This is a genomic window from Nostoc sp. FACHB-152 (genome assembly GCF_014697475.1).
Taxonomy (GTDB): domain Bacteria; phylum Cyanobacteriota; class Cyanobacteriia; order Cyanobacteriales; family Nostocaceae; genus Nostoc_B.
Window position 1 is genome coordinate 1 of the sequence record NZ_JACJRV010000074.1, and the last position, 25,752, is coordinate 25,752.

General features: G+C 41.2%; 22 protein-coding genes. 2 read left to right on the forward strand and 20 right to left on the reverse strand.

Going from position 1 to position 25,752, the window contains the following annotated elements:
- Positions 1–211 precede the first annotated feature (211 nt).
- From H6G76_RS29290 to H6G76_RS29305, 4 genes are all read right to left on the reverse strand, one after another.
- Positions 212–505: a hypothetical protein gene (locus H6G76_RS29290; protein WP_190708922.1), complete on the reverse strand. Its 294-nt coding sequence runs from the start codon at positions 503–505 to the stop codon at positions 212–214.
- Positions 506–645: 140 nt separating this feature from the next.
- Positions 646–1,266, reverse strand: a complete 621-nt coding sequence (locus H6G76_RS29295; RefSeq protein ID WP_190708924.1) for a hypothetical protein — start codon at positions 1,264–1,266, stop codon at positions 646–648.
- Between the two features lie 17 nt (positions 1,267–1,283).
- Positions 1,284–1,769 carry a hypothetical protein gene (locus tag H6G76_RS29300; RefSeq protein WP_190708926.1) on the reverse strand — a complete coding sequence of 162 codons (486 nt, stop codon included), beginning with the start codon at positions 1,767–1,769 and terminating at the stop codon, positions 1,284–1,286.
- Positions 1,759–2,886, reverse strand: coding sequence for a ParM/StbA family protein (locus H6G76_RS29305; RefSeq protein WP_190708928.1), 1,128 nt, complete (start codon positions 2,884–2,886; stop codon positions 1,759–1,761). The genes H6G76_RS29300 and H6G76_RS29305 overlap by 11 nt, the downstream gene beginning before the upstream one ends.
- 581 nt (positions 2,887–3,467) lie before the next feature.
- Between H6G76_RS29305 and mobF the strand changes: the two genes are divergently transcribed.
- Entirely contained in the window at positions 3,468–9,137 is a 5,670-nt protein-coding gene (gene mobF, locus H6G76_RS29310; protein ID WP_242056564.1) for a MobF family relaxase, read from the forward strand.
- A gap of 161 nt (positions 9,138–9,298) precedes the next feature.
- Here mobF and H6G76_RS37365 read toward each other — a convergent pair whose 3' ends face one another.
- The 15 genes from H6G76_RS37365 to H6G76_RS29380 all read right to left on the reverse strand — a co-directional run bounded on the left by H6G76_RS37365 (position 9,299) and on the right by H6G76_RS29380 (position 23,861).
- The gene (locus H6G76_RS37365; RefSeq protein WP_242056565.1) at positions 9,299–10,063 is read right to left on the reverse strand and encodes a hypothetical protein; all 765 of its coding nucleotides are present in this window, start codon (positions 10,061–10,063) and stop codon (positions 9,299–9,301) included.
- Positions 10,064–10,319: 256 nt separating this feature from the next.
- A complete protein-coding gene (locus H6G76_RS38140) occupies positions 10,320–13,043 on the reverse strand; it encodes an FtsK/SpoIIIE domain-containing protein (RefSeq protein WP_397333890.1) in 2,724 nt (907 codons plus the stop codon).
- Entirely contained in the window at positions 13,037–13,363 is a 327-nt protein-coding gene (locus H6G76_RS37375) for a hypothetical protein (protein ID WP_242056566.1), read from the reverse strand. The genes H6G76_RS38140 and H6G76_RS37375 overlap by 7 nt, the downstream gene beginning before the upstream one ends.
- A 212-nt stretch (positions 13,364–13,575) precedes the next feature.
- Complete coding sequence (locus H6G76_RS29325; RefSeq protein WP_242056567.1) at positions 13,576–14,034, reverse strand: hypothetical protein; 459 nt, start codon at positions 14,032–14,034, stop codon at positions 13,576–13,578.
- Positions 14,031–14,267 carry a hypothetical protein gene (locus H6G76_RS29330; RefSeq protein WP_190708930.1) on the reverse strand — a complete coding sequence of 79 codons (237 nt, stop codon included), beginning with the start codon at positions 14,265–14,267 and terminating at the stop codon, positions 14,031–14,033. The genes H6G76_RS29325 and H6G76_RS29330 overlap by 4 nt, the downstream gene beginning before the upstream one ends.
- Positions 14,268–14,410: 143 nt before the next feature.
- The gene (locus H6G76_RS29335) at positions 14,411–14,635 is read right to left on the reverse strand and encodes a hypothetical protein (protein ID WP_190708932.1); all 225 of its coding nucleotides are present in this window, start codon (positions 14,633–14,635) and stop codon (positions 14,411–14,413) included.
- Between the two features lie 112 nt (positions 14,636–14,747).
- Positions 14,748–15,776: a hypothetical protein gene (locus tag H6G76_RS29340; RefSeq protein ID WP_190708934.1), complete on the reverse strand. Its 1,029-nt coding sequence runs from the start codon at positions 15,774–15,776 to the stop codon at positions 14,748–14,750.
- Entirely contained in the window at positions 15,773–16,165 is a 393-nt protein-coding gene (locus H6G76_RS29345) for a hypothetical protein (protein ID WP_190708935.1), read from the reverse strand. Before H6G76_RS29345 ends, H6G76_RS29340 begins: the two co-directional genes overlap by 4 nt.
- A gap of 56 nt (positions 16,166–16,221) precedes the next feature.
- Positions 16,222–16,584, reverse strand: coding sequence for a four helix bundle protein (locus H6G76_RS29350; protein WP_190708937.1), 363 nt, complete (start codon positions 16,582–16,584; stop codon positions 16,222–16,224).
- Between the two features lie 63 nt (positions 16,585–16,647).
- A complete protein-coding gene (locus tag H6G76_RS29355) occupies positions 16,648–18,456 on the reverse strand; it encodes a type IV secretory system conjugative DNA transfer family protein (protein ID WP_190708939.1) in 1,809 nt (602 codons plus the stop codon).
- A complete protein-coding gene (locus H6G76_RS29360) occupies positions 18,453–19,664 on the reverse strand; it encodes a hypothetical protein (protein WP_199337577.1) in 1,212 nt (403 codons plus the stop codon). The genes H6G76_RS29355 and H6G76_RS29360 overlap by 4 nt, the downstream gene beginning before the upstream one ends.
- 36 nt (positions 19,665–19,700) lie before the next feature.
- Complete coding sequence (locus tag H6G76_RS29365) at positions 19,701–20,636, reverse strand: hypothetical protein (protein WP_190708941.1); 936 nt, start codon at positions 20,634–20,636, stop codon at positions 19,701–19,703.
- Positions 20,633–22,045 (reverse strand): hypothetical protein, encoded by a 1,413-nt coding sequence (locus tag H6G76_RS29370; protein WP_190708942.1) that lies wholly within the window; start codon positions 22,043–22,045, stop codon positions 20,633–20,635. Before H6G76_RS29370 ends, H6G76_RS29365 begins: the two co-directional genes overlap by 4 nt.
- Entirely contained in the window at positions 22,045–22,770 is a 726-nt protein-coding gene (locus tag H6G76_RS29375) for a hypothetical protein (RefSeq protein WP_190708944.1), read from the reverse strand. The genes H6G76_RS29370 and H6G76_RS29375 overlap by 1 nt, the downstream gene beginning before the upstream one ends.
- Before the next feature lie 44 nt (positions 22,771–22,814).
- On the reverse strand, positions 22,815–23,861 hold the full coding sequence (locus tag H6G76_RS29380) for a type IV secretion system protein (protein WP_242056568.1): 1,047 nt from the start codon (positions 23,859–23,861) through the stop codon (positions 22,815–22,817).
- Positions 23,862–24,328: 467 nt separating this feature from the next.
- On the opposite strand from H6G76_RS29380, the gene H6G76_RS29385 reads away from it, so the two are divergent.
- Positions 24,329–24,679 carry a hypothetical protein gene (locus H6G76_RS29385; RefSeq protein WP_190708946.1) on the forward strand — a complete coding sequence of 117 codons (351 nt, stop codon included), beginning with the start codon at positions 24,329–24,331 and terminating at the stop codon, positions 24,677–24,679.
- Positions 24,680–24,876: 197 nt separating this feature from the next.
- Here the strand turns inward: H6G76_RS29385 and H6G76_RS29390 are convergent, their stop codons facing one another.
- A complete protein-coding gene (locus H6G76_RS29390; protein ID WP_190708947.1) occupies positions 24,877–25,734 on the reverse strand; it encodes a hypothetical protein in 858 nt (285 codons plus the stop codon).
- Positions 25,735–25,752: the final 18 nt, after the last annotated feature.

Sequence of the window (25,752 nt, forward strand, 5' to 3'; positions counted from 1 at the left end):
TTAAATAGAGCTTATTGCGAATAAATGCTCTTTTTCTTTTACCACAAATTGCTACACTCTTTGTAAGATAAGCATTCTAGACCATTTTGTCCCCCCGCAAGCTTGCCAAGTTTCTAGTTGTTGTATTTCGTTCATAATATTACCAGGACACATTTTTGTTAAACAATAATCAAGAAAGCGGGCAACTTTTAGGGATTACCCACTCTTACAACTATTTACGTTTCAGGCGACGAGAAGGTTTAATTTTGGTTTTCACCTTGTTTTTCTCGTACTCCTCAATCAGTTGTTTAGCTTGCTCTGGCAGAACAACACGAGTTTTATCCCACCGCCAAAAGTAACAAGCAGATTGTATTTTTGAGCAAGCAATCGAAGTTGGAGCATTAATCCCCCACAAAAAACCAAGTGTGGTGTAAATCCCGATCCCCAATAAGTAAATGATGATAGCTTTATGACCAGTGCTAATCCAATTCCCGATCCAAAACAAATCAGATTTGAATTTATTCATCAGCAGAGAACGTTTTTTTGCAGCTTCAACCCAAGCTTGCAATTTCTCTAGCCTTTGGGTAGCTAAAAGGTCAGCTTTTTCTTCGCTTGCCTTATCAATTTGGATATCGATAGTACGTTCTCTAGCAGCAATCTCTTGTGTTAGCTGATATTCGTATCGTTCTCTGATTCTTTGGGCAATTGAATTGATTTGGTCGAAGAATGGGGTAACAGTTTCGTTCGCCCTCGCTCCAAAATCATTTGCATCGGGGACTTTCCCTCAAGTTGCCCCATAATTTTATCTTCCAGTTGAACAAAGAACTCATGAATTTCCTCTGGACTTTCAGCCAGTTTTGCTACAGCTTTTTGAACATACATTTGTTTGACAAATCCAGGCGGAATTTTCTCAACGAGTTTGTCGGTGATTTTGTCTACTAATGAAGCTAACTCAGTTTCTGAGGCTAAGGTAATCGCTCCAACATTGTCGGACACATCAAACTGTTTAACTTGATTAGCCTGTGGTTGCTCTATATCTTGTGGATTAGATGAAGCAGAACTTTCAACAAGATTTGCTGTTTGTGACTGTAAAAGCCTAGCAGCTTGTTCATAATCTGTGACCTGTTGTGAGTGAAAGTATTGTCGAATCAAGTCAAACTTTGATTCAATGTCAGAATCAGAATATTCTTGTTGGTCAAGGGACAATCCACAAGCTTTGAGGGTATTATCAATCTCTGCGGGTGAGAGAGAGTAAACACTTTGTAATGTTTCTTTTGTATAAGGCATGGTGAACTTCCTTTTGATTAACTAAAAATATTTTCGAGAGCTTCATCGTCATGATGATGGATCATATCTTCTGCTTCATACTCAACAGAAGTTGATGGAATCATTACAGGTACTTGATTTGCTGTTTCATCTGCCGAGATAGATAGTTGTGTCAGTGGTGGATAAGGATGAGCTACAGTTGCCTCCTTTGTCGTAGTGATAGACCCTACAGGAATTAATGTTTGGTCGGGATTCTCTAAACCAAAAGTTTCAGCAATATAGTTAATGTGCATTCTCAGTTTATATATGGCTTCTCTAGCCGATTGTTGGAGCAAGGCTTGGGAGTAATCGCCTTTATGTAACAGCGCAAAAGGCAACCAAAAAGCCGCCGCCGCATTAACCATCTTTTCCTTTTCCGTCAGCAAGGTATTGCGATCCTTCAAAAAATCAGCCAGCACTTTCGTCATCCCACCGATGCCAACAGCTACACGAAAGCAATACTCAACTCTTTTATTAAGAGGCATAAGGAGTCACCACAGTATGAGAACCCAGTTTTTGTTTTTGACCAAATAGGTAGAAAAATAAGCCATAGACATCCGTTAATCGGTATTCCAGAGATTTACTCGTCACTTGGCTTTGGAAACTATTCATCACTTGTTTTTCTAGATTCTCACACCAGTTGGTTTGTGAGAAAGAAAAAAGTTGATTCAACTCACTTCGCAAGAAATGAGCCGTACCACCTGCCAAGATAACTTCGTCAACAGAGCGTCCAACATACAACTTCAACCATTGAGATAACATCATCCAGTATTCCTCTCTAGCGTTAGAGATAGCTTGTCTGATTGTCGAAAGTTCATGATTTTTATAAGCTAAATCAACCGATGCAACCAACTCGTCTAACGCTTTTGGTGATACGTTCTTACCAGCTTTACAGATCGCAGCAGCCAGTTTATGCTCATCCAGTCCAGAGGTTTGATTTTTGACGGCAGCAATTAAGTTAGCAAAGCCTAACCCTTCCGTATGTCCTACCGACATCTCACCACGTTCAACCAATAGTATAGAAGCATCTCTATAACCCAGCATCACGACAGCGATATTTTGTTCCCTCAGACTCGAACCAGGGGCGCGACCTCGGCTTAAGACCCCTCCACCTTCAGGCAAGCAGATAAATAGGTCGAGGATGAAAGACTTTTCCTCTCCTCTGAATTTATAACTACTTAAAGCTTCATTAATTAACTGATGGAATAAATCTCGGTCTTTATACTCTCGCCAGGGAAATAATATCCCCAATCGGATTTTTGAACCATTCGGAAGGTCATGTTTATGGGCGATCGCTCCGACCATTGCTAGAACCTTGGGCAGGGCCAGTTCAAACTTCCTCTTTTGCAGTTGTAGTCCAGCGTGAAATCGTCTTCTGGCCAAGAAGCCAACTGCAACATATTTATCCTTATATTCAATCCAAGCACTATTTTCAGGAGCAGAACTACCAAGTTTGGTTTTCTCGTAAGACTCCAAACTATGAAGTGGAACAACAGCGACCTCTGGTTCCATCAACATGAGTTCCGGCTTGAATGTTCCTAAAGTATAAAATCCTTTGAGAAAAGACCCACCAGGATCTACGGCTAAAGTCAACTCACTCATTAATTTTTTGAGGACTTACAAAAACTTCTGTGTTAATTTTATGTGATTTTTACGGGGAAATAGCGGGACACACTATTAATACCCATTCGCCACAAACTTACACATCATTTGTGTACAACTTACGTAATTCTTGTGTATTTTTAGTGGGAAATCCTCAGAATTTTTACCTTTCAAATCTCAACAAGCTTAACTTAATGCAAATGCGGGTTAATTGTGGAAAGATAGCGGAATAATAGTGTATAAACTGTGGAAAATCAGTGTATATTCAGTGGATAAATAGTGGAAAATCAACGGAACTAGCGTAAATGGACTATTTATTTACGACAAAAATTTATTCAGCAAAACTGACGCACAGTACGCCATCTTTGGCGGAAAGTTTTTTGATTAATTTGTTATATTAAATGACAAGTAAAACAATGGAGACTTAATTTTTTGAAGTTGAAGTTCACTCAAAAATTTTTCAAGTGGCATCAAATTTATTTTGGTTTGATGTCGAGAACCAATTGTGACTTCAACAGCGATCGCCTGTTACTGAAGAAAAGAGAAGTAAAGTTATGTTTCGCTCATTGTAGAGGTGAGCGATGCTAACCAGTGTTAACGTCTCGTCTGGGATGGCGCTCAACTACTTCATCAAAAACTATAACCACCAAGGGAAGTCTCGCTGGAGTGGTCAAGCAGCCGAAAAATTAGGTTTGTCAGGAGCGATAGAAAAAGAACAGGTATTCAAAAATGTCATAGAAGGACGAACACCTGACGGCAAAGAGCATTTAAATGCCAGAATGGTGAACGAGAAAAAACGTAGAGCAGCGATAGACTGTACATTTTCTGCACCTAAGAGTGTGAGTTTGATGGCGTTAGTAGGTGGAGACACGCGGCTAGTGAAAGCGCACCATCGGGCATTGGAAAAAACAATCTCTCTGATGGAAGAGCGTTACGCCACAACAAGAGTGATTGAGGGGGATAAACGCCACAGGATCAGCACAGGTAATTTGTTGGTCGCACAGTTTGACCATATCGAAAGCCGTTCATTAGACCCACACCTGCACACCCATTGTTTGGTGATGAATACGACGCAGACACCCGATGGAAAATGGTACGGTCTGGTCAATAGTGAGATTTACGCCAATAAGAAGTTTTTAGGGATGGCATACCAGAGTTACCTAGCAGATGAAGTAATGAAGCTGGGGTATGAGATTGAGCCAAAGTTACACGGGCAGTTCGAGCTCAAAGGGTTTAAGGAAGAAGATTTACAGGTATTTTCTAAGCGACGGCAGCAGATAATAGCCAAGTGTGGCGTAAATTCGGATTGGCATCAAAGAGAGAAAGTCTGGGATAAGACCAGACAACGCAAACACCTAGTATCACATGATGAACTGCTTTCCCTTTGGCACGAAGAAGCTCAAAAGTTAGGGATTACCTTTGTTAAGCCAGGAGAGCCAAAATTACAATCAAATAATGACACCGATAATAAACGGAACATCAACCAAATCTTAAAAGATGCTATAGCACATTGCAGCGAGAGAAATGTAGCATTTAAGTTTGAGGATATTGCCAAATTTATCTTGAATGAAAGGTTGGCGACAGATGTAACGACAATCGAACCACTCCTGAAACAACATCCACAAATACTAGCTCTGTCTGGATTAGAACAGTACACAACCTTAAAAGCAGTAGAGCGAGAAATAGCGACAATCGAGTTGATAGAGCAAGGTAAACAGAAAGTAAATCCTATCTCTCACCCAGAGGTGATTGAAAGCCAGTTAGAGAAAACCCTGTTAAATCAAGGTCAACGGCAAGCAGTAGGAATGGCGTTGACGACTTGTGATCAATTCGTGGCGTGGCAGGGTGTTGCTGGTGCTGGTAAGACTTTCGCCCTCAAAGAATTGAAAGCGATCGCGGAGGATGCAGGATATACAATTAAGGCATTTGCGCCGTCATCAATGGCCGCTTTGGTTTTGAGTGAGGAATTGGGCATCTCTGGCGAAACAGTGGCTAGATTGTTGGTGTCCGAACCACCACCACAGCCACAGTTAAACCAAATCTGGATTGTGGACGAAGCTGGTTTGCTCAGTGCTAAAGATGCCCATGCCTTGTTAGAAAAAGCCACCCAACAAGGCGCAAGAGTTTTACTAGTAGGCGACACCAAGCAACTTTCGGCAGTAGAAGCTGGCAATCCCTTTAGATGTTTGCAGCAAGCCGGAATGAAAACCGCACACCTCACCCAATCCAACAGACAACGCAACCCCGATTTAAAAATAGCTGTAGATTTAATTGCCGAAGGCAGAGTAGAAGCAGGTTTCCAGCAGTTAGATTCCATTGGCTCCATCCAGGAAATCTCACCAGATGAAAAACTCTTAACCATAGCCCGTGAGTACATGGCTTTGTCACCATCTCAGAGAGAACAAACGCTGGTACTAGCTGGCACAAATGCCGAAAAATCAGCTTTGACTCATGCAATTCGGGACAAGCTAAAAACTGAAGGAAGCTTAGGTGCGACTGCAAATATTACTCAATTGCAAGCGAAAAACCTCACTCTTGTACAAATGCGGTACACCCATAACTATGAAGTGGGTGAATTTGTTATGCCCACACGCACCTATTCTCGTCGCGGCTTGGAGAAAGGTCAGTTATATAAAGTTGTAGGCAAAGATACAGATACTCTGACGCTTCTTGCCGCAGATGGCAAGCAATTACAAGTAGACACCCTTTTTGATAAAGCAGTTTACCAGTGCAATCAGATTGAGATTGCCGTTGGCGAGCGCTTGCAATGGAAGAAGAACTCGCGCACTCTGCAACGGCGTAATGGTCAGGAGTTTGTCGTCACAGCCATTAATGGTGATACTGCCTCCATCAAATATTTCGACAATGAGCGCACGGAAATTATTGACCTCAAACAGGCACACAATCTCGACTATGCGCTGGTAAGTACAACTTACTCCTCACAAGGGAAAACAGCACAAAAAGCTCTAATCGCCGCCGATTACACCATTGGGCAAGAGAGTTTTTATGTGGCCGTCAGCCGAGCCAAAGATAATGTCAAAATATTTACCGAAGATAAGCAATATTTACTGGAATTAGCCCAAAAGTCCAAAGCGAAAGAAAATGCACTAGAGTTACTCAGACAGCAAGTAAAGCAGGAGAGGGCATCTTCTAATCAGGAAATTTCAATAGTCATAGAAGAACCAGTAGCCAGTACAGTTGCATCACCTGTTGTCAAAACTAAAACAACAGTTGCACCACCAGTGTTAAAAACCCATGTGGTAGAACAACCAGTAGTCAGCAACGTTACGCCACCAGTAGCAAAAACTGATTCCACACTCTTTATCGAAACTCCGCAACAACAGTTGCAACAGCAACCAACAGCAGTAACAACATCAAAACCAATTCCAAAACACTCAATTCCACAAGAATCATCTGTAGCAGTCGAAAAACCAATACCCAAAAAGCGCATTCCAACACAAGCGTTTTGGACTCCAGCTATTGGGGAACCAGCACCCAACCATTTAGACCCAGAACATTGGCTCGAATTAGTCGAAAAAAGCGCAATTCACCCGGATATTGCTGCCTTAAATTTTGAAAGTCTTCACTTTAGCTATGTCGGCGGTGAACATGAAGCTTGGAATCGCCTGATGATTAGTGACAAGCTCAAGCGCACGAATACCGGAGGCTTAACCAAGGGATTTTTAGAACTCTATTCTCACATTGATGCTGGTGGCTGGTGGTGTAATTCTGGTGTTGACCCACGCTCGTTTGCTTCACTTGCCCCAGGCGTAAAACTAGTAACTAAAGAATGGGGTTGCTACAAGCCAAATCAACCTAGACCCAAAAAAGATGATGACGGGCAAGTAATTCCCGGCAAATTCATTAAATACGAGCATCCCCCCAAGGTTGAGTTAAGTCTTTTCTTGCTCGATGTTCCAGACGAGATCGCCCAACGTATTTATGCTATCCACAAAATTAATCCTAGTGATAGCGATCGAGCCTGTGGTTTCTGGTTCTGTGTCTGGAAACATAATTTACCAGTCACTATCACCGAGGGAGCCAAAAAAGCCGCTTCTTTGTTAAGCCAAGGTCACATTGCTATTGGACTGCCGGGAATATCTGCCGGATACCGTTCACCCAAAGATGAAGAGGGTCGCAAAATTGGTAAGTCTTATCTCGCGGACGAGTTAGCTGTATTCGCCACGCCAAAAAGAGAAATCAAATTCTGCTTTGACTACGAAACCAAATTCCAAACTATTGTCAACATTAAGCGAGATATTTCTACAACTGGCTGGTTGCTGCATCAGCAAGGGTGTTCTGTCAAAGTGGTGACTCTGCCAGGGCCAGACAAAGGTGTAGATGATTTTCTAGTTGCACAGGGGGCATTAGCTTATGAACGACTAAGCCATGAGGCTCGTTCTTTACGAGATTGGCAATATCACGATAGACAACAATCTTCAACAGCTTACCAACCACCGCGTAAGCTGACACCCGAAGAAGCCCAACATAAGTTAGCTACTTCTTCACCAAATTCACCTATCAAGGAACCCGATCATGACAACCATCAACAACCCCAGCAATCAACCACAAGGAGAAACAGCGATGTTAATCGAGAAGATCGACCAACTTCAGTCCACAATCCAACAATTAGAAACACACAACCAACAGTTGAAAGAGAAAATCGAGCAGTTGTCAACGAGCCAAACCGAGAATCTGAACGAGTTGAGAGCGAGTCACACTCAGTTCTTGCAGCAATTGGCAGATACGTTGAACAACAAACCATCGAGCAACTTGAAGCCGACCTTAGAGAACTTAACCGAAGCCTTACATCAGGTGAGCTTCGAGGTCAGGGAAGGGCGGACATCTCAGCAAACGCTCACCAACTCGATTCAGCAAGTCTTGACAGCCCAACAGGTGATGTCAGTCTTGAACCAAATTCCAACACACGAGTCATAAATGCGATTTCTCACTTTTTAGAAATAACAGAGATAGCTAAAGCTATTGAAGTAGAAGGGTTAGAAACTAAGATTCGTCATTTACTCCTCCCAGGACAACCTCATGCAAAGGCGATCGCGACACAAACAGTCCAAAAAACAACGGAAGCGATCACCACTTATCTAGAGCAAGAAGAAATAAGCTCTACTTTGCTTGAAACATTACCATCAGTAATCAAACAATTGTCCCAGTATCAGAATGTAGAAAACACTTCTGCCCCTGAGCAAGTACAAAAAACTGTAGATGCAATTGCTAATTTTATTGAAGAAGAGGAAATTAGCATTGCACTACTCTCCGTCTTACCTTCTGTTACCCAAGAAATAACACAATATCAACAACATTTAGTTTCTCAGAATCAAGTTATTACTACCTTACAGCACTCACTCGAAGAACAATTAGTAATTGCGGAAGCTATTAAAGCAATTACCGATTATCTTGATGAAAGAGAAATTGAATCATCTGCGTTAGTTCAAAATGTTCAACAAGTTATAGGACTGTTAAATTCTCAACCTCAAAGACTAATTGCACCAGAATTAGTACAACAAGCTAGTAGTGCGATCGCTTCTTTCATGGAAGAGGAAGAAATTAGCACCGCTTTACTCTCCGTCTTACCATCTGTTACCCAAGAAATAACGCAATATCAACAACATCTAGTTTCTCAGAATCAAATTATTACCGCCTTACAGCAATCACTAGAAGAAAAATTAGTCACAATTGAAGCTATCAAAGCAATTACTGATTATCTTGATGAAACAGAAATCGAATCATCTACGTTAGTTGAAAGTGTTCAACAAGTTATAGGGCTGTTAAATTCTCAGCCTCAAAGACTAATCGCACCAGAATTAGTACAACAAGCTAGTAGCGCGATCGCTTCTTTCATGGAAGAGGAGGAAATTAGCACCGCTTTACTCGAAGTAGTACCATCCTTAACTAATAAAATAACTGAATATCAAAAACAATTAGTATCCCAGAAGCAAATTATTCAAGCATTCCGGGATGTACAATCACATAACCCAGAACCAGATAGCTTAAGTAAAGAATCACAAAAATATCGAGAAAAAATTGAGCTTTTGAGTTATCAGGATTTTTATAACTTAGCTATGTATGTCAAATCATATTTTGAGGAGCATTCTGAAACCGAGGATAACCCCAAGACTAAGGCTTTATTAATTATCCGACAAATCTTCAGAGACATGAAAGCTGAAGCCATGAAAACAAGTCACAAGTCGCAAGTCGCAAGTCGCAATGAAGAAAAACCAAAATTCAAGCTATAAAAAATCCCCCATCTCATACCAAGCGCGTATTAAAAAGCTCAGAAATCGTATTAATAACTTTGATTCAAGTTATAAAATAAAAATCCACCAATTTTTGATGGACTTTAAAGTTTATTTTAACTACGACTTCTAACTTGCGACTTGCAACTTGCGACTTGATACTACTGGTTTTCCCAGAAAGCATCAATAGCAGCACTAGAGAGAACAGCAGAACGAACAGCAGCACGTGTTTGGCGTTCTTCTTCTTGAGCTTGTTCATCCATGCGGCTAGAAATGTCAGCCAAATTAATGTTAGCTGTGGCTAATGCTCTGGTTTGTTTTTGGGCTTCGGAATGTAGGGATTTATTAATGATAGTGGCTTGCAAATTTTGAGCCGCAATTTTCTTGAGGATGTCTTGGGTCACAACATCTTGTTGGGCAGTATCAGCCAAATCAGAAGAACTAGCAACGGCATCGTTAGAAATTTCAGCTTCTTGTCTTTGAATTCGCTGACCACTAATTCCCAAAACAGATTGTGACTGACCGAGAGTGTACTGTTGGTGAAAGTCCCGTTCGGCATTACGCCCATCGATTTCTGGAGAAGAATCAAGCGTCGGGACAACAGTAGCGTCTTGTTGTTTGTTTTTCTCAATCGCTTTACGAATGCGTTCACCTGCACTTGTCGGGTCGGGAGTTTCTAAGTCACCATTGGTACTCTTGATTAATCCATCAACATCTTTGATGATATTTGACCAACTAATACTAAAATTCTGACGGTATTTATCAATCGATTCTTGTAAACTGTTGTAAGTTTCTAAAAACTGCTCAAGAAATGTTTTATTAGGTTGATTCGGTGCTATAGAAGCATTAGCGATCGCTGGAGTAATTAGGATTAAATTACTTGTTAATAGACCTGCCAGTAATAGTGTTTTTTTAGAATATCCCATAACTCATTCTCCATATTCTCAAAAAGAAGCAATGCCAAGTCGGAGGTCGGAGGTCGGAAGTCGGAGGTTATAAGTCACAAGTTGCAAGTCGGAGTCGGAAGCCGTAATTAGAAAACTTTGATTTGACAAGCGGTTCTTAATTTAAGACTGTTGGCAAAATTCAGAGAATTGGTATCACTTGATGGACTTTAACGTTTAACTTCATTGCAACCTGTGGCTTTCGACCTCTAACTTCCAACCTCTGACCTCCGACCTCCTAAAAAGGTTTACTCTGGCGAATGCAATCAACGTAATATTTTGCAAACGCTGATAACCATTCAAACTTGTCAGAATAAAGTTTTTTGTATTTATCACGGGCAGCTTGTTCGTCTTTCCCATTGGCGACTAATGCCAGTAGTGGAGAAGAAGGATAATAACGACAGCGAATATAAGTCTTGTAATAATCCATCAACCATAAGGTATATAGTTGTTGGCGATTTGGGGTAAAGTTTTCGTTTTTTTCGATTAAAGATAAAGGAATACCGAGCAGTTCCGAAATACTTTTAGCCGCACCAGCAACGGTACGGCCTATCAATCGGCGCGGCATATTTTGTAAGATTTGCTCTCCTGCTTCCGACTTGGCAATGGAAATCACATCCTGGGCGGCCAGCATGATCCGACAACCGGATTTTCGAGCCGTCGCACATTTGCGACCAACAAGACGCGACAAAGCCGAAAAACGTAATAGTACACTAGCCTCATCCATGAAAAACACGCTATTCGGGCTAGACAAGGATTGACGCGAAGCGGCGATGTATGCAGACATCCCGAATACTTCCGCTTCTTTATCAGATTGCAAGTTAGTCAGGGCAAAGGTTATCAGCTTTGAGTCTGTAAAGAACGTAGATGGCTTACAGATGGCATCCCCGATTGAACTAGCTCTCCAATACTGAAGGCGTAAACGAATATAGTTGAGGGCTTGATCAACATTGGGGTCATCGTAGCCCAAATGAATATACTCGGTAGAAAAGAATCGCTCCATATCAACCAGCGTCGGGGTATTCGCCCACGCATCAGAACCCAATCCACCAACCCTGGCTGCTTCAAAGCGTTGGATAATTTCAGGATCATCATAAAACGCTTTCGTCCCAAGCGGGATTAACGATTCGATTGTTTGCGCCAAAAAACCATCAAATTTATTATTGCCCAGTACCAGTTGCAGAACGATCAGATTGACATCGTTACGGTGTGCCTTGATGCGCTCGGCTTTTTGCTCATCGGGAATTTTTGATAAGTCCAGGGGTTGAACTAAGTTGTTAGACTGCTTGGAGATGTCGAAGTAAAAACCGTTGAAGTAGGGGGTAAAATCTCCGAATGTCCCCGTCCCGTCATCGTTGGGAAGGTCTATCATTAAAATCGACATCCCCATTGCCAAGCATTCTGCAATAATAGAAGCAATCAGAACTGACTTACCACTACCCGTTGTCCCAATCACCATCAGGTTTTCGGTTTTTCTCAGGTCAATGTAAACAGGTGAATGACCTTCGGCGGCAATCAACTCACAGCCTCTGCTATCTCCTGTGGCTGTTTTAATCACGCTGGTAAAACCGATTAGCTCACTGGCAAAGAAAGTTGTTCTGCGATTGAAGGGGGTTGATAACATTGGCTGCTGACGCATCATCAATGTTTCTAACCATATCAACCAGCTATATTGTTTCTCTAGCGTCAGTTGGGCAGGTTGATTGACATAGCCCGATATCAGACGACAGGCATCATCAATTTCTTGGGGTGAATCACGATAAACCAGTACCACCAATGCCGTATTTTGCGGCGTGTCTCCTGTGTACAGTTGCTTTTGCGCGTTTAATGCCCACTCCATATTCATTTGTGCTACCACATCAACGGTTTTACCTTTGGTGGCGTTAGCTGTGTTGTGGGCGCGTCTGGTAATTAACTGTTGTGCCAATCGGGTTACTTTTGGATCTGACGGCGTTACCTCCGTTATTACTTCGATGTCATAAATCACATCCTTAGAAAGGATATTCCACAAAAAACGTAGTTGGTCTTCTACAGACGCGAATGCTTCAGGCTTCTGGTCGAGTACCATCACACTAACATATTTGTGCGTAGGTAGACACACCCACCTTTCGTTGGCAACAGGTATACCGCGATTAAGAAGTACACTCGTCGCGTGTTGTGCATCGATGTAAGATGAGTTGGATGGCTCTTGAGCGTGGAACTCTTCTCGTAGTCCGCCTTCGTCCCATACTAAAGTATGAGGCACATGAGTTTTCTTTGCTCCAACATTTCGACATATTTCTTGCCATAACTGTACCTCATCTTTCGCAATCGGCACAAGCCCCATACCTTCTAGAATCTGTTTATGGCGTAAGGAAACATCCATTGCTTTTTCTAAGACTGCCGCTAGGTTTTTCTTCGTCAGTTCGGTTGCTCCTGTCGGCGTAAATCTCCTTTGTAAGAAGTTCGAGAAATTGACTATCGCTCTATCTACCGCATCCCCCGATTCTGTACCTCCAGCCCGGATAGTATAGGTAGTATAAATCGATAGTCCAATAGTTTTCCGATGCCGACTACTTGTTAGTTCTTGAAGTCGCGCCACTTGCCCCCAGTCCAAAAACTCGCTTTCATCTGATATTGGCTCATCTAAGCGTTGACGATAAGAATCTACTATTCCATCCTCTTCACAAAATGAACTCCATCGAAAGGTGAATTTTTCACGTTGCGGGATTTCTTTACAGCCTTGATAAAAAGCATCAGCTATCGCTTCTATTTGCTCATCCGAAGAAAACATCGGGTGGATGCCAGAACAAGTATAACCAAACACCAGTTGTAAAGTGTTGTCTGTATCTCCTAACAATTTTTTACTTAGCAAATATGCGCCAACGACATAGCCCTTTTTTTGCAATCTTACCATTGTTGTCAGATCTAGGGCATCTTCAAACGCACTGATTTTCTTGGCTTTGTTAACCTGCTTCACCACAATTTTTTGAGTTTTTTACTACCAACTTTGTTTTTCAACAGTGGATTAGAATAACGCACATATCCTCTAGCCCATACAGGAGGACGCGGAAATATCCTTGACCAGAACAGGTAAGGTTTTTTACCAGATAAAATTAATACTGTTGCTGCCGCCCAAAACCCACACAATATACTCCAAACTAATCCCACACCAAATATAAATGATGTGAAAAACCCAGTGCCGAAGGATAACAACGCTGCTGCATACTGGAATCCGGTAAACAAACCAATCGAGGCACTTTTCCCTAATGATTGGTTAATCGGTTTAATTGATTTCGTCATAGCACAAAAAGGATTAATACCAAGTTGCAAGTCGCAAGTCGCAAGTCGCAATTAAAAAGCTTAGATACAGCGAAGTCTTCAATCCTTAAATCTGTATCAAACTTTTTGTGAAATTGTATAACGATTGTTAATCCCTGATTGAAGTAATTGAAGAACAAAGAACTTACACTCAAAACACTTGCGACTTGCGACTTGTAACTTGCGACTTGTTTTTAGCAGCCAGCTGTAACACCAGCAAAGAGTATACTTTGCGCGATGAAAAGAATCAGAGTGACAAAAAATATCCCAACAGGTTGTTGTATGACCTGAGTAATTTCTTGTCCATCACCAATCGCATTGGCCACCTTCACACCAGATGCCACAAAATAAACGAATAACATAACTGTAATCGCCGCATTTATAACTCCTGGTAAGGTGCTTAGAATCGCATTCCCCGTCGCACCACTACTATTAAACATACAAGTCAGTGCTAGTTGCGTGGGGTTGAATAGTCCAAAAGCATGAGCAGGTAAAGTTTGTGTGCCTACAATTAAAGTTGTACCAGTTGCATACAGATGATGTTGGTACTTCCGCCCCCACTTCCCGATAATTGACGCGAAAATCTGGGCTTGAGTTTTAGATTTATGTGAAGTGTAAGATGACACAGCAACCATTTCTCCTTTCGTTTTCATACTCTACCGGGCAACCTCTTTTGTTTGTATTGCTGTTCTATGTCTGCTAAAGTTTGAGTTCGGGCAAGTGAACGAATTTCTTGAAGCACCCGAATATGAGAACGGTTCAATTTAGCGTAACCGTTTAGTCCATTAGTTTTTGGATCTGTAAAATTCTCAAAGCCTGGAATGTATAATCGCGCAATGTTCAGATATTTCTGTAATTGTCGAGATGACACCTCAGGCTTCATCATCTGCGCCACTTGCCCTCTTGTTAATTCTTCAACCCCTCTACCTCCTTGCTTAGGAACTTCCTGGAACTGTCTATAGATATAAAAATACCTCTCGTTTTAGGTACTGACAATCGACATTTGCATCGCAAATGTCTGTATTTTCTTCATGAAGCTTGAACCAGAACATAAGATTTAATAGTTTTTCTGCCTTCGCGTTGCCATTTCTCATCTAATAAGCAACAAGCGACAAACACCACATTGGGGGGATTACGCTTACTTTTTCCAGTTTGTCCCCATGCACATACAGTATAGTCACTTTCATAGCCCAGAACTAACGCTAATTCTGGATATGTTAACTGCCACTTCTGTTTAAATTCAATCGGGTGCATAATCTAACCATCCTGAAGATCACAAATTTTAAAATTGATAGATAATTCTTTCTCCCCCTACTACATCTCTGTCCCTGCTTGACCTACACGGTAATTTTTGTTAGCTAAACCACTAGCGAGACAGTGATGGAGTTGGTTGTTTGGACTGGAGAGTTTCTTGTTCTAGCTGGTCTAGCTTATCGATATATTGAAAAACCTTTTCTGGCATCTGATTAATATCTTCTGCTACAGCAGGTGGTAATTCTTTAGAGATTTCCCCATTTTGGAGTACGCTAGTTCCATCCTTAGTTTTGACCTTGATATTATTGCCTTCTTGGTGAAAGTCAAACTTATTGCTCTTAAAAGATAAAGAACCATCTTTGTGACGTTCACCCAGTTTGTTTAATAGTACATTCACTGCTGATTCAATCATTTTCCCTTTGACAGAGCGAACATAATCATCGATTTTTAACCCAACAATTTTTAGTTGGTTTTTCGCTGTGTCTAGTAATGAATTACCTGCATCTTTCACTTTGGATTCAATCGAGCCAATCCAGTTTTGAAGCATGGTATTCTGCGGTTTAACCAGACTCATTCCATTTAAAGACTTTTGAGCAGCTTCAATCAGTTTTTGCTGTTTAGCTACAGAATCGGCTAAGGAGGCTATTTCTTGGGTTAGTTTATCAAGGGTCTGCTTATTTTGTTGACTGCTTAATTCAGTAATAGTCTTTTCTTGCTGGCTTACTTTATTCTTTAAAATATCAACTTGTTTTTGTAGTTCAGCCAGAGTGTATGTTCGCTCTTTTGGTGCAGGTTTTTGGACAACCGCACCACTTAGACCCAGTTTGTCATTAACAACTTGACCATTTTTAACTTTAAACACCTCTTGCTTACCAATCTTGATGGTAATTGAACCTTTGAGGTTATGTGGCTCATTAACAGCTTTTTGAATGTGGTCAACGACTTTAGGATTTAGTTTATCTAGAGTCGGTTTTTCACCTCTGACACCTTCATAAACTTTCTTAGTTCCTGCATAAATCGAAATTTGATTCCCTGCATCAATTTCTCTTTCATTAGCTTTAATTTTGATGCGATTAATCAAAGTCTCCAGCGTTTCCAGGTAATCATTCTTAACTGTATTAGCATCCCCTGGTTCAATCATGATAATTCTCCGGCAATCTCCGTAAGCACTTCTGAAGGATAATTAACAATATCAGGTAGGACAACACCACCAAGTTTGTTGAGAATTTCTTTACCTTCAATCTCGATGTAAGCGAAGTTGCTATCAATCATCACAGTCAATGAAGTTGAATTTCTCCCAATAGTTGTCGGTTGATAAAAGTCCAGTAACCCATCAATAATAAAAACTACTTCTTCATCACCACAGTAAACTTCAATGGATTCGGGAATATAGCCATTTGGAAATGGTTCTTCATCCCATGAATCCGCCGTATTCAGAATTTCTGACGGATATCTATCAGCGAGTGAGGCAATTTCTGGTGGTAGTTTAGAAATAATTTGCCAATCTCTTTGATTTAGTGGGTAATCCATAATAGTAAATTCCTATTAAATAGTGAAGAAAGGGAACAGGGAACAGGGATAAGAAATTACTGTTCTAATTTCTTAATAAGTGCAATAATCATTCGGCTTTCTTCTCTGAGTAAAGAAACAATTAATTCTATATCTGCTTGCTTGCATAAATTTACTCTTTCAGACAATATAAGATGTGTTTCTAATTCATTAAGTGAACCTTGAGCAATATTAAGAAATCTGATATATTCAGGTGTTGTCCTTCTCCCATACCCTTCTGCTATATTAGCTGGAATAGATGCAGCAGACCTCCTAATTTGCTGTACCATTCCATATAGTTCATCTTTAGGAAATAGTTTCGTTAAGAAATAACATCTTTCAGCTATTTCCATTCCTTTCTGCCAAATTTTTAAGTCTTTGAAATCACGTATTTCTAACATTGAATAACTCCTAACCTATTCTTCCCCCTGTTCCCCGTTCCCTGTTCCCTGTTCCCTCTAAAATTAAAAGTCCATCGTTTTCACTAGCTCTTGTTTATCAAACATTGGTAATAAGCGTTCGGCTTCATCTCGTCTTAAACGCATTTCTTCAGATGTTGGTGTGGTTAAAACCGATAAATCTCTTAAATATTGTTGAAACTCATACCAATGTTTAATCGCTGATATTTGCGAATTTATTTCTGCACTTGGAATATTGAATTGATGCAGCAGTGGAAGGCTGATTTGGTTCCTTGATGAAAAGCCAGGATTCATTAAGACTGCCTTACCTTCTCTCAAAGTGTTAAATTGATTCACATCATATAATTTGCGTGTAGCTTTTTGTTGTGAGACGGATGTATTAGCACCTCCTTTACCTCCATAACTGCGGGATTTTTGGTTATATCGAATTTCTTCTTCTCCTAAATATTTGCTGAATTTTTCCGCAGATACATCATCATTAGGATTAAAGAATGCTTTAGTTGCACAACCGCCGAAGATGGCATTCGTCGTATGCTCTCCGTAAGCGTCTTGCAACATTGACAAGTTTTGTAAGCCCAGGATGGAGACTAGCCCATCCTCGCGGTTCTGATTCAGCCAATCAACCAGTGCCGGAAGATACAAAGTTGGTAATTCATCTAGTGCCAGGATTAAAGGCTCCGACCGTTTCTTGCCTACATTCCGGCTCACAATTAGATGTAAAATTGATACCAGTAAGGGGGCGATAACATCCCGTTTTTCCTTGTTCATCCCGAAGACAATCATCTGTCTACCCGATAGATCGAGTGGGATATTACTCTGTCCACAAAAAGCCGCCAGTGCATTAGGAACCATGAACCTGCTAAATAAACCACTGGCTGTTCCCACAATTGATGCTGCCGTTTCCGGTGAACCCGCGACCGAGACAAACTGCGAAAACGCTTCTCTGACCAAGAAATTCAGGTCAGCTTTCATTAGCCGTTCCACTAGCTGAGACAAACCCAGTATTGCTTGGCACATCATGATATCCGGGTACATTGTCCCTTTTGCTAACATCAAAATTGCTTGTACCAGCTGATCCCCTGCATTGGTAAAAAAGCTATTTCCATTATCCTTATCTCCCAGCTTCAGATTCCGGTTTATCGTAATCGCCAATTGTCTGGCCATTTCTGAGTCTTCTTCATCTCGTAAGAAGTCCAAGGGGTTAGCAATGCACGATTCTCCGTAACCGGGGGCGAGTACAGTCACATCATATCCACGCTCCAGGGCATAACCAGCTAGAATTGGTGCTTGTCCTTTCGCGTCTGCTGTTGCTGATTCTTGCTCACTGTATTTAAAGTCGTACAAGATTAGCGGCAGACCTTGATCTATTGCCGAACGGATCAGGGGGTTAAGCATTGAGAAGGATTTCCCACTACCCGGCCCACCGATTACCATCACACCCCTTTGGGCATCTGGGATATAAATAGTTTTGAAATCAGATGGAATCTGTGAAATAATTTGCTCATTCACAAACTGGTTTGTTGTGCCTGTTGGTGTCCCAACGTACAAAGCTACACGGTTATGTTTGCGTCTTCGCAGTTGTTTTAAAGCTATTTTCCGTGCCGCATTCCGTTCTCTCACCCCTCCCCATCTTGCTGTCGCTAGTTGATTTTTTGAGCCAACAGAATCTAAGTATTTGGCTATGATAATTATCAGTCCACAAGCTACCAGCCCCATACCAGCACCTGAAAATATAGTGCTTTCTAATCCTGGCGGAATGTATTCTTTAATAGAAGCTTGTTGCTGTTGCTGCGTCGTCATATTAATACTTAACCAATTGCGACTTGCGACTTGCGACTTGCGACTTGTCTTCATCGTCCTGTTCCCACAATCACCAAATCATTTTCTTTTACCCCTATCCAGGGTATTGGCCCTATAAAATAGGGCGTACAGGTCTTAGCCATGAATGGCGGTCGAGCGCAGATTCTAAAGTACAGTGCGAAATCTGCCTTACCCTCCGATTCGTTGGTATTGGTAAGGACGACTTTAAACCCATTACCATAAACAAGCCTTCCAGTCGGCTCTTTGCCGCCATTGACCGCCGCCAAAAACCCGTAACCACCTTTTACCAGTGGAGAATCAGTCCCACTTGCCCATCGTTTACCGTATAATCCGGCATAGGGTGTGAAATCTCCTAGTTCCAGGTAGGCGCACTTCTTACCGACTGTGCAAGCTTTTGTCACTGTGCGATCTCCCCTGACTACACTTCCAGAGATAAAGTAGTTATCCGCGATCTCTTCTCCTTGTTCACGAGAACCAAACACCACTGAAGCAATGCCCACAACCCCTTGTCCAGAATTGACTGGCTGAGGCATTTTATCAAATGGTACAAAGCTTAATTGTGGGATTTGGTTAATAGGAGTCTGCTGCCAAAACGCAAAATTCCGAATTGGGGTCGTTGACAATCCGGGAATTGATAAGGTCGAGTAATCCTCTAGATTGATATTACCTAATGGTTTTTTCCCAAGTTCTGGATAAGTCTCTATGCAATCATTGATAGTCCCAGATGAACAGCTATATGGCAAATAACCCGATTTCCCAAATAGAGCCAAAATTGGTTGAACTTGATTAACCCGTAGTCTGCCTAGCCTGGGAATAGCTTTCACCAATGATTGAGTCGTCTGCCACTTCATGAATCCCAAATCTTTTAAAGTTGGTTGAGAATTGGCGACTGGATTTGACAGCGCAACTTTTCTAATTCCTGCTAGCGTGAAATTCCCTAAAGAAAAAGCATCATCTGCATCCCCTAGCATCACCACCGAATCTGATTTCTGACCAGCATCCCATGAACGTGAGGGATTGTAACCAAACACGGGGATTAGTTTTGCTGGTATTTTGATGAATCCCGCTTGTTGAATTAGTGGTAACTTGTCCCAAGTAATTTTTGACCAATCGGGTATGGAAGCCTGATATTTATCTTGGGTATATTTTATTGTCGGTAGTTGTGCAGAGGCAGAACCACTGGTAAGAGCGATCGCTGCTGCTAGAGTGAAAAATTTGATTAATATTGATGAACCCATCATGTTCCTCAAGTGAGTGTACAAAATATCTGCATAGGGCTAAAATTTTCCAGCTTCAATCAATTGATTGAATAAATCAGCCGCTACTCCAGAACGCGCGATTGCTGTTTGCCTATCTTTGCCCTGCCTTAACAGCTTGATAGCATCTTGTACTTTTCTCCAGCTTGCAGAATTAGGCTTAATTGTGCCTTGCCTTCGAGCTAGAGCCAACCCATAGACCAGAGCATTTGCATCATCACGTTGTAATGTTGTACCTATTCGTTTAGCCGTTCTGTTGAGGGTCAAAAGAGGCAGGGGAGCGGGGAGCGGGGAGCAGGGGGGATGTCGTAAGGGATCTTCTACTCCGACCAATCGAGAACGCCCTGAAAGGGCGGGGCTTGATACCCCTGTTCCGCTCCGCTTCACGGCTTCAGGACAGGGATTGCTCCCCCTGCTCCCTGCCCCCTGCCCCTCCGCTTTGTTTGTTCTTACTGGGGAAATGAGTTGAGGTATAGCAATAGTTCTATTTGATGCTACTGGTAATGGTTTTTCTGATTGCGGTTTTATCACCAAACTCGTGTACTGTGGCTGTCCTGATGCTGCTACCAGTTTAAATTGGTATTGACGAAGCTCTGTGAGAATCGTAATTTGTGTACTTCCATCACTGCTAGATGTCATGTTTGGGAACGCAATCGGTTTGATTTGGCGCAAGAAAATGACAGTCGCCGTAGACCCTTCACACTCACTACTACTTTTGGCACACAGATTACCATTACTCGTAAAACTGTACCTTGTCGGGTCTCCCAGCCATACTTGTTTTATCGTTTCGCCAGAAGGCATGAAATTTATAGTCAAACCATACCCAGCAAATATTTTTAGGTTGATGGTGGCTGTTTCAATATCCTCAGCATATACAGTTCTTTGAGATATTGCTTGTGCTACTATCATTGGGTTAACAAGTATTAAACTCGTAAAGAAAGCGAATAATTTTTTCATAAAGAAATTGTTTGATTGACATAGATGCGAACTGTTTTACCCGCCTCAATTGCGTAAACTTTTTGATTACCCATTGATTGCGCTCTTTGTTCAGAAGCCGCTTTCATGTCTTGCAGTATTGAACCTATTGCCCCTTCACCAAATCCTGCTAGAGCATCTCGATTTCCCCCTGTAACACTACTGCTGGTAAACCCATTACTTGTTGTGGTGATTGAGCTAGTCGGACTATTCTGGAGCGACACGGCTTTCCCCACTCCCGCCAGGGCTGCTGAAAATATCGTGTTCGTGAAATTACTCCCACGCCCTGTTTGCGCTTTCAGCAATTTCCCATTAGAAGCTAGTATCCGCACTGCACCCGTTGGTAGTTTTTTCTCCTGTGTGTCACCATTTTGATTTACTAAAATTGCACTAGCATTTAATTGGGCGTATCCTTCCGTATTCGTGTTGGTTAGCTGCACTACTAAATAAGAATCAACTGGCACAACCACGCTACCATCTGAAGCTTTTAACTCTTTGGTCAGCCGAATTAGATAGTTTTGACTAGAAGAATCACTATCCGCCCACACTATCGGAGTCTCCAGCTTTCCTTCGCCAATTGTCCCTACTATTACTCGTTTGCCATTGCTCGGAGTCACTATTTCTTGCGACTGTTGTTTTGAATCGGGAGCAATCCCCGTCCCACCTTCTATGCCATTCGCCAGTTGCTTGTCTAATTCTGGCTCGGTTTTTGGCGCACTAAAACTACCTGCCTCCGCAACCGCCAGCCATTGCTGCTGTGGGTCAACACTCGCTCTTGATGTCGCAGTCGGAGCAATTGCCACCTTATTTTGGCTGACGGGAGATTGTCTTGGTTTTGTTACTGGTAATTGTTGTATCCCCCCAGTTACAAGAGTTGGTACAGGAGTTCTATTAGGGCTTCTTCTTATTGGTGTTGTGGAAGCTGTTGGGTAAGAGCGTGTGGTGATTGCTTGTGTTCTCGCTTTCGCTGTGGTGGTTGGTGGTGGAGTAGTTTGTGCTGTTGGTGAAGCAGTCTCAGTTGCTTGCACCTTTACTTTGCGATCGCGCAGACCCTTCAATGCTGTACTCTGTGTTGTTAGTGCTAGTAGCGTCTTGTCCTTTTGCCCTTCATCTACTACTGGGGTTTCCTCGGCTTGTGCAACCTGCTTGTTTGGTTCAATTTTGTTTGTAGTATTCAGGGCATTCAAAGAACCATTGATGATTGCTCCAATCGTACCGACAAACATAAAGATCCCACCACCAATTACACCCATTTTTATTAGTGGACTGTAGGCAACAAGAGGGCTGGTTTGGACTCGCTCTGTTGGCTTTTGTTCTTTTGGTGGCTCAGAGTCCGATTCTTCTACTGAGATATTGACCTCATTCATTTGGGCAAATTTTGGATGCTTCATTATTTAGCTAACTCCAAATCTTGTATTTTCGTAATCTCTAATCCTGATGCGCGGATATTATTTGCAATAGCTTGATACTGTGATGATAGTCCGCCAAGTGTGGGTGTGTCGATCGCTCTGACATAAATTGTTTTATTAAAGCTGATTGGTTCTCCTACCATATCAGTCTGTTTAAACATAATAATGTCTGCCACCATGTCTACTGCCCAGTGACCATTTTTGATTTTTTTCGGTTCACTAATAAAGTTCACCTTCAATATTGATTGTGTGTTCCCTGTAAATATGTCAGGCGGCGTAAGTTTCCCTAGCTCTTTGAGAAAAGATGCCCGGAAATCTTCTGATAGGGCAAAGCCATGCTCCCATACAGGAGTTGTAATTTTGTTTTCCCCTGTTGGCACACCAGGATCTATTTTCAGCTTCTTCGCTGGATTTGGACTATACTCGTCATTGACTTTGGGTAGAGCATTCCAACTCAGCAAGCCTGTCATTGTTCTGCCTACAAAATATGTAATCGCTTGCGGCGAGCGCTCGTAAGAACTTATAGACGAGACTCGGATTGATTCACCACTACTTAGTTCTACCAATGTTGGGGTTTTGCTGTTGGCCAGAGTGTGTAATCCGGCAGAATTTACGATCTCAATGATGAATAACATTGCCAGTAATGCGGCATTCCCCATCAGAAATATCGGGGTGAGATTGAGTTGTTTTGTTTCTAATAGCTTCATCTGCTAGTTCCTATTGTGGGATTTGCTGTTTCTTTATCCAAGTTTCATCTTCTGATGCCTGCCGCAAATTTGATTCCACTACTAAAAGCGGTAAATGTTGACATTGCTGTACCTGTCCCGATAGCCATTGCTAAAATTGGTGATAGTACCGCGATGATTAACTGTGAAAGTATCGGATCGGTCGAAGGACTATTGACTATCGAAGAAGCTGATATTCCTACAATTATTGAGTAGGAAACTAATACCATTGTTAAACCCAGCCAACCTGATAACCATGCGTATATTGCTTTTGTACTGACTGGTAGTAATGACAATACTAAAAATATTGGTGCTATATATGCCACCAATAAGAAGGACAACTGTACTATATACTGAAATGCAGCCGCTAAACCACTGAATATGACAAATATCACTCCTTGGATAGCACCATTAATGATTTCTTTGCCTATTGCTAAAGGATTTCGGATACCAGAGCCAGCATTTAATCCTCTTTGTTGCCTAATTTTTTGTGCTTCTTTTTGTGCTGTATTGATAGTACGGTCTATACAATCCTGTCGGGGACTGTATTCTGTTCCATCTGTATCGACATCTTTTTCATCAAGTTTTTCACATTTAACCAACGCGGCTTGCAGAGCAAATGTAAAATGCTGATCAAAATTCACAGTTCTGATAGCATCTTTAAGTGTCACACCATTTCTCGTAATCTTTAGTACATTGCTATTGAGCGTAACAGTCGTATTCCTCAGTGCCATTGTCCCTTTCGCTAGTAATGCCCCATTATTTGCTAGGAGCAAGATTACTATTAACGGCATTGCCATCTCACGCATGACATTGGTTGAAAATCCTTCTTCCGAAAACATCCCATACCAATGCAAAGACCAAAAGCTGACTAACACTACAGCTATCAGCATTGATATTGCTACCACAGATGTATAAACTGGGCTTGTACCTTCCACTATCTGTGTCCAATCGTTCTTAAACGAGTTCACGAACATGGATGAGCCTTTGATGGCTGCATCTAATGTCTCACTCGAAATTGTCATCCCTTGATTTGTACCTGGTGCAGGGTCAGCCAACAGATACCAAATCATACCTATATTCCACATATAGAAGTCTATAATTGTGTTAATACTAATAAGTATAAAAATAATTCCGCCATAAATTATTAAGATAATTACAGCGAAATGCGTTCCTGTTTGTAAGTTGTCAGCTTGTAACGCTTTTGGCTAATAACAAAAACTGTTGAGCTATTTCTCAATTTAATTTAGGAATGAATGTAAGAGTTTAGAGAAGTCATTATCTAAAGATAATTAAATTTTAATTTCCTATATTTAGTAAAAGTTTTAGTTTCTAAAACTTTAAGCTCTATTCAAAAAATATTGATTTTGTAAAATAAATTAATAGGCTTGAAGTAGTCCCAGAAAAATTAGTAGATTTAACTGCTACATTTTTAGATTTATAACTATTAAGCTACTTGTTTTTCTCCTGGATGTTTGATAATCTACTTGGACTAACTTATTTGATTTACTATTACAGCATTTTGAACCTGAAAAAAAGTATGAAAAACAGAATAATCTTACCTTTTTTGTTAATATCACTTAATGCTTGTGGCAATACAAATCCGATTCTTGGTACGTGGGTTGGAGATGATGGTAGTCCTGAAGAATGGTTAATTTCTCAACAATCGAATAAGTTTACCTTAACGGTTACTAGTAATGGAGTAAATCAAGGCATTTATCCAATTGATGCAACTAACCAAGGATTAAGTATGACTTTGAATGTTGGGCTTGGTAGCGGTCAATATAATTGTTCTTTAGCTGAAAATCAGGATAAAATGAACTGTAATTTAGTAACTACTACTTTTTTAGGCAGTCAAACTAGACCTTTCAAGATGGTTCGGAAAAAGTAAGAAGAATAGGTTGTATCTGAAGATGTTCAGCATATTTTTATTGTCATAAAAATACCCACGCTACTCTAACGTAAAGCCTCAAGCAATAATCCCAGCTATACCTCTACCATTGTCCTTTTCAATCCCTGTTGCAATTTAGTCAAGGAAATTTCATCTTTTACCTGTACCAGATACACAGCAAGCACTCGTGCCAACAATTAAGTTTGTGCTGTGATTTTTTGAGCCGGATACCAACCTTGAGCAATTGCCTCAATATATTCTGGAGCATCAACATTGAAGTCAACCTCTAAAATTGAAATTTTTTGCTCATTTTTCCAATCATCCCAATCCGGATGAATAGAATAAGGTAAATCTATGCTGGGATACCAGCCTGCCTCTTTAAATTTAGAAGGGTACTCACTTGCTGGTGTATATCTAGTTACATATAAGTATCCAGGCTTGGAGTTCAGCCAATAAGGAGTTGCTTCTGCTTTGGCAAATCCTAAAGCCTGGGCTGACTCTGGTACAGTCCAGTATTTCTTTCCCACCAGTAAAGTCTTGTCTTCATATTCATAAAAAAGCCCAACTGCTGGATGCCAACCTCCACTTTTGGCTTCTTCTGAAATATTCTGATTAACGACTAAACAAGTCTTATTTGTGTAAGAAAAAGGAAGAATACAAGTTCTGTTTGAACTATGTAAAGCATTTTGTTTACATTGTTTGTAATTAGGGCATTTTCCAGGCGGCTTACCTGTCATTACTTCGCAATCTAAAAACAGCCAGCAATCTGTATCAGGTTTCTTAGGTTCAGTACATTGCACTTCCATTACATACAGGTCAGCATAGCGTTTTATAGGAGAGCCAAAGTAAGCCTTTCCTACAGGTTTTGCACCACGTTTTAGTACTAAACCGCGCTTTTGAATCTGAGTTTTTGTAATTAATGTAATCCCAATTTCTTGGAGTAATGGAACCCACGCTGTACGCTGCCCATCTCCCCAAGAGAACGGCTTACCATTCAAACCATTAAGAACTATTTCTGTTAGTTCATGGATTCTCTCAAGGCGTTTTTTAGACATATTTATAATAAAAGACAC

Coding starts and splice junctions, on each gene's coding strand:
- H6G76_RS29290 (WP_190708922.1), bottom strand. CDS start 505: ATGAATAAATTCAAATCTGATTTGTTTTGGATCGGGAATTGGATTAGC.
- H6G76_RS29295 (WP_190708924.1), bottom strand. CDS start 1,266: ATGCCTTATACAAAAGAAACATTACAAAGTGTTTACTCTCTCTCACCC.
- H6G76_RS29300 (WP_190708926.1), bottom strand. CDS start 1,769: ATGCCTCTTAATAAAAGAGTTGAGTATTGCTTTCGTGTAGCTGTTGGC.
- H6G76_RS29305 (WP_190708928.1), bottom strand. CDS start 2,886: ATGAGTGAGTTGACTTTAGCCGTAGATCCTGGTGGGTCTTTTCTCAAA.
- mobF (WP_242056564.1), top strand. CDS start 3,468: ATGCTAACCAGTGTTAACGTCTCGTCTGGGATGGCGCTCAACTACTTC.
- H6G76_RS37365 (WP_242056565.1), bottom strand. CDS start 10,063: ATGGGATATTCTAAAAAAACACTATTACTGGCAGGTCTATTAACAAGT.
- H6G76_RS37375 (WP_242056566.1), bottom strand. CDS start 13,363: ATGACGAAATCAATTAAACCGATTAACCAATCATTAGGGAAAAGTGCC.
- H6G76_RS29325 (WP_242056567.1), bottom strand. CDS start 14,034: ATGAAAACGAAAGGAGAAATGGTTGCTGTGTCATCTTACACTTCACAT.
- H6G76_RS29330 (WP_190708930.1), bottom strand. CDS start 14,267: ATGATGAAGCCTGAGGTGTCATCTCGACAATTACAGAAATATCTGAAC.
- H6G76_RS29335 (WP_190708932.1), bottom strand. CDS start 14,635: ATGCACCCGATTGAATTTAAACAGAAGTGGCAGTTAACATATCCAGAA.
- H6G76_RS29340 (WP_190708934.1), bottom strand. CDS start 15,776: ATGATTGAACCAGGGGATGCTAATACAGTTAAGAATGATTACCTGGAA.
- H6G76_RS29345 (WP_190708935.1), bottom strand. CDS start 16,165: ATGGATTACCCACTAAATCAAAGAGATTGGCAAATTATTTCTAAACTA.
- H6G76_RS29350 (WP_190708937.1), bottom strand. CDS start 16,584: ATGTTAGAAATACGTGATTTCAAAGACTTAAAAATTTGGCAGAAAGGA.
- H6G76_RS29355 (WP_190708939.1), bottom strand. CDS start 18,456: ATGAAGACAAGTCGCAAGTCGCAAGTCGCAAGTCGCAATTGGTTAAGT.
- H6G76_RS29360 (WP_199337577.1), bottom strand. CDS start 19,664: ATGATGGGTTCATCAATATTAATCAAATTTTTCACTCTAGCAGCAGCG.
- H6G76_RS29365 (WP_190708941.1), bottom strand. CDS start 20,636: ATGAAAAAATTATTCGCTTTCTTTACGAGTTTAATACTTGTTAACCCA.
- H6G76_RS29370 (WP_190708942.1), bottom strand. CDS start 22,045: ATGAAGCATCCAAAATTTGCCCAAATGAATGAGGTCAATATCTCAGTA.
- H6G76_RS29375 (WP_190708944.1), bottom strand. CDS start 22,770: ATGAAGCTATTAGAAACAAAACAACTCAATCTCACCCCGATATTTCTG.
- H6G76_RS29380 (WP_242056568.1), bottom strand. CDS start 23,861: ATGATTTGGTATCTGTTGGCTGACCCTGCACCAGGTACAAATCAAGGG.
- H6G76_RS29385 (WP_190708946.1), top strand. CDS start 24,329: ATGAAAAACAGAATAATCTTACCTTTTTTGTTAATATCACTTAATGCT.
- H6G76_RS29390 (WP_190708947.1), bottom strand. CDS start 25,734: ATGTCTAAAAAACGCCTTGAGAGAATCCATGAACTAACAGAAATAGTT.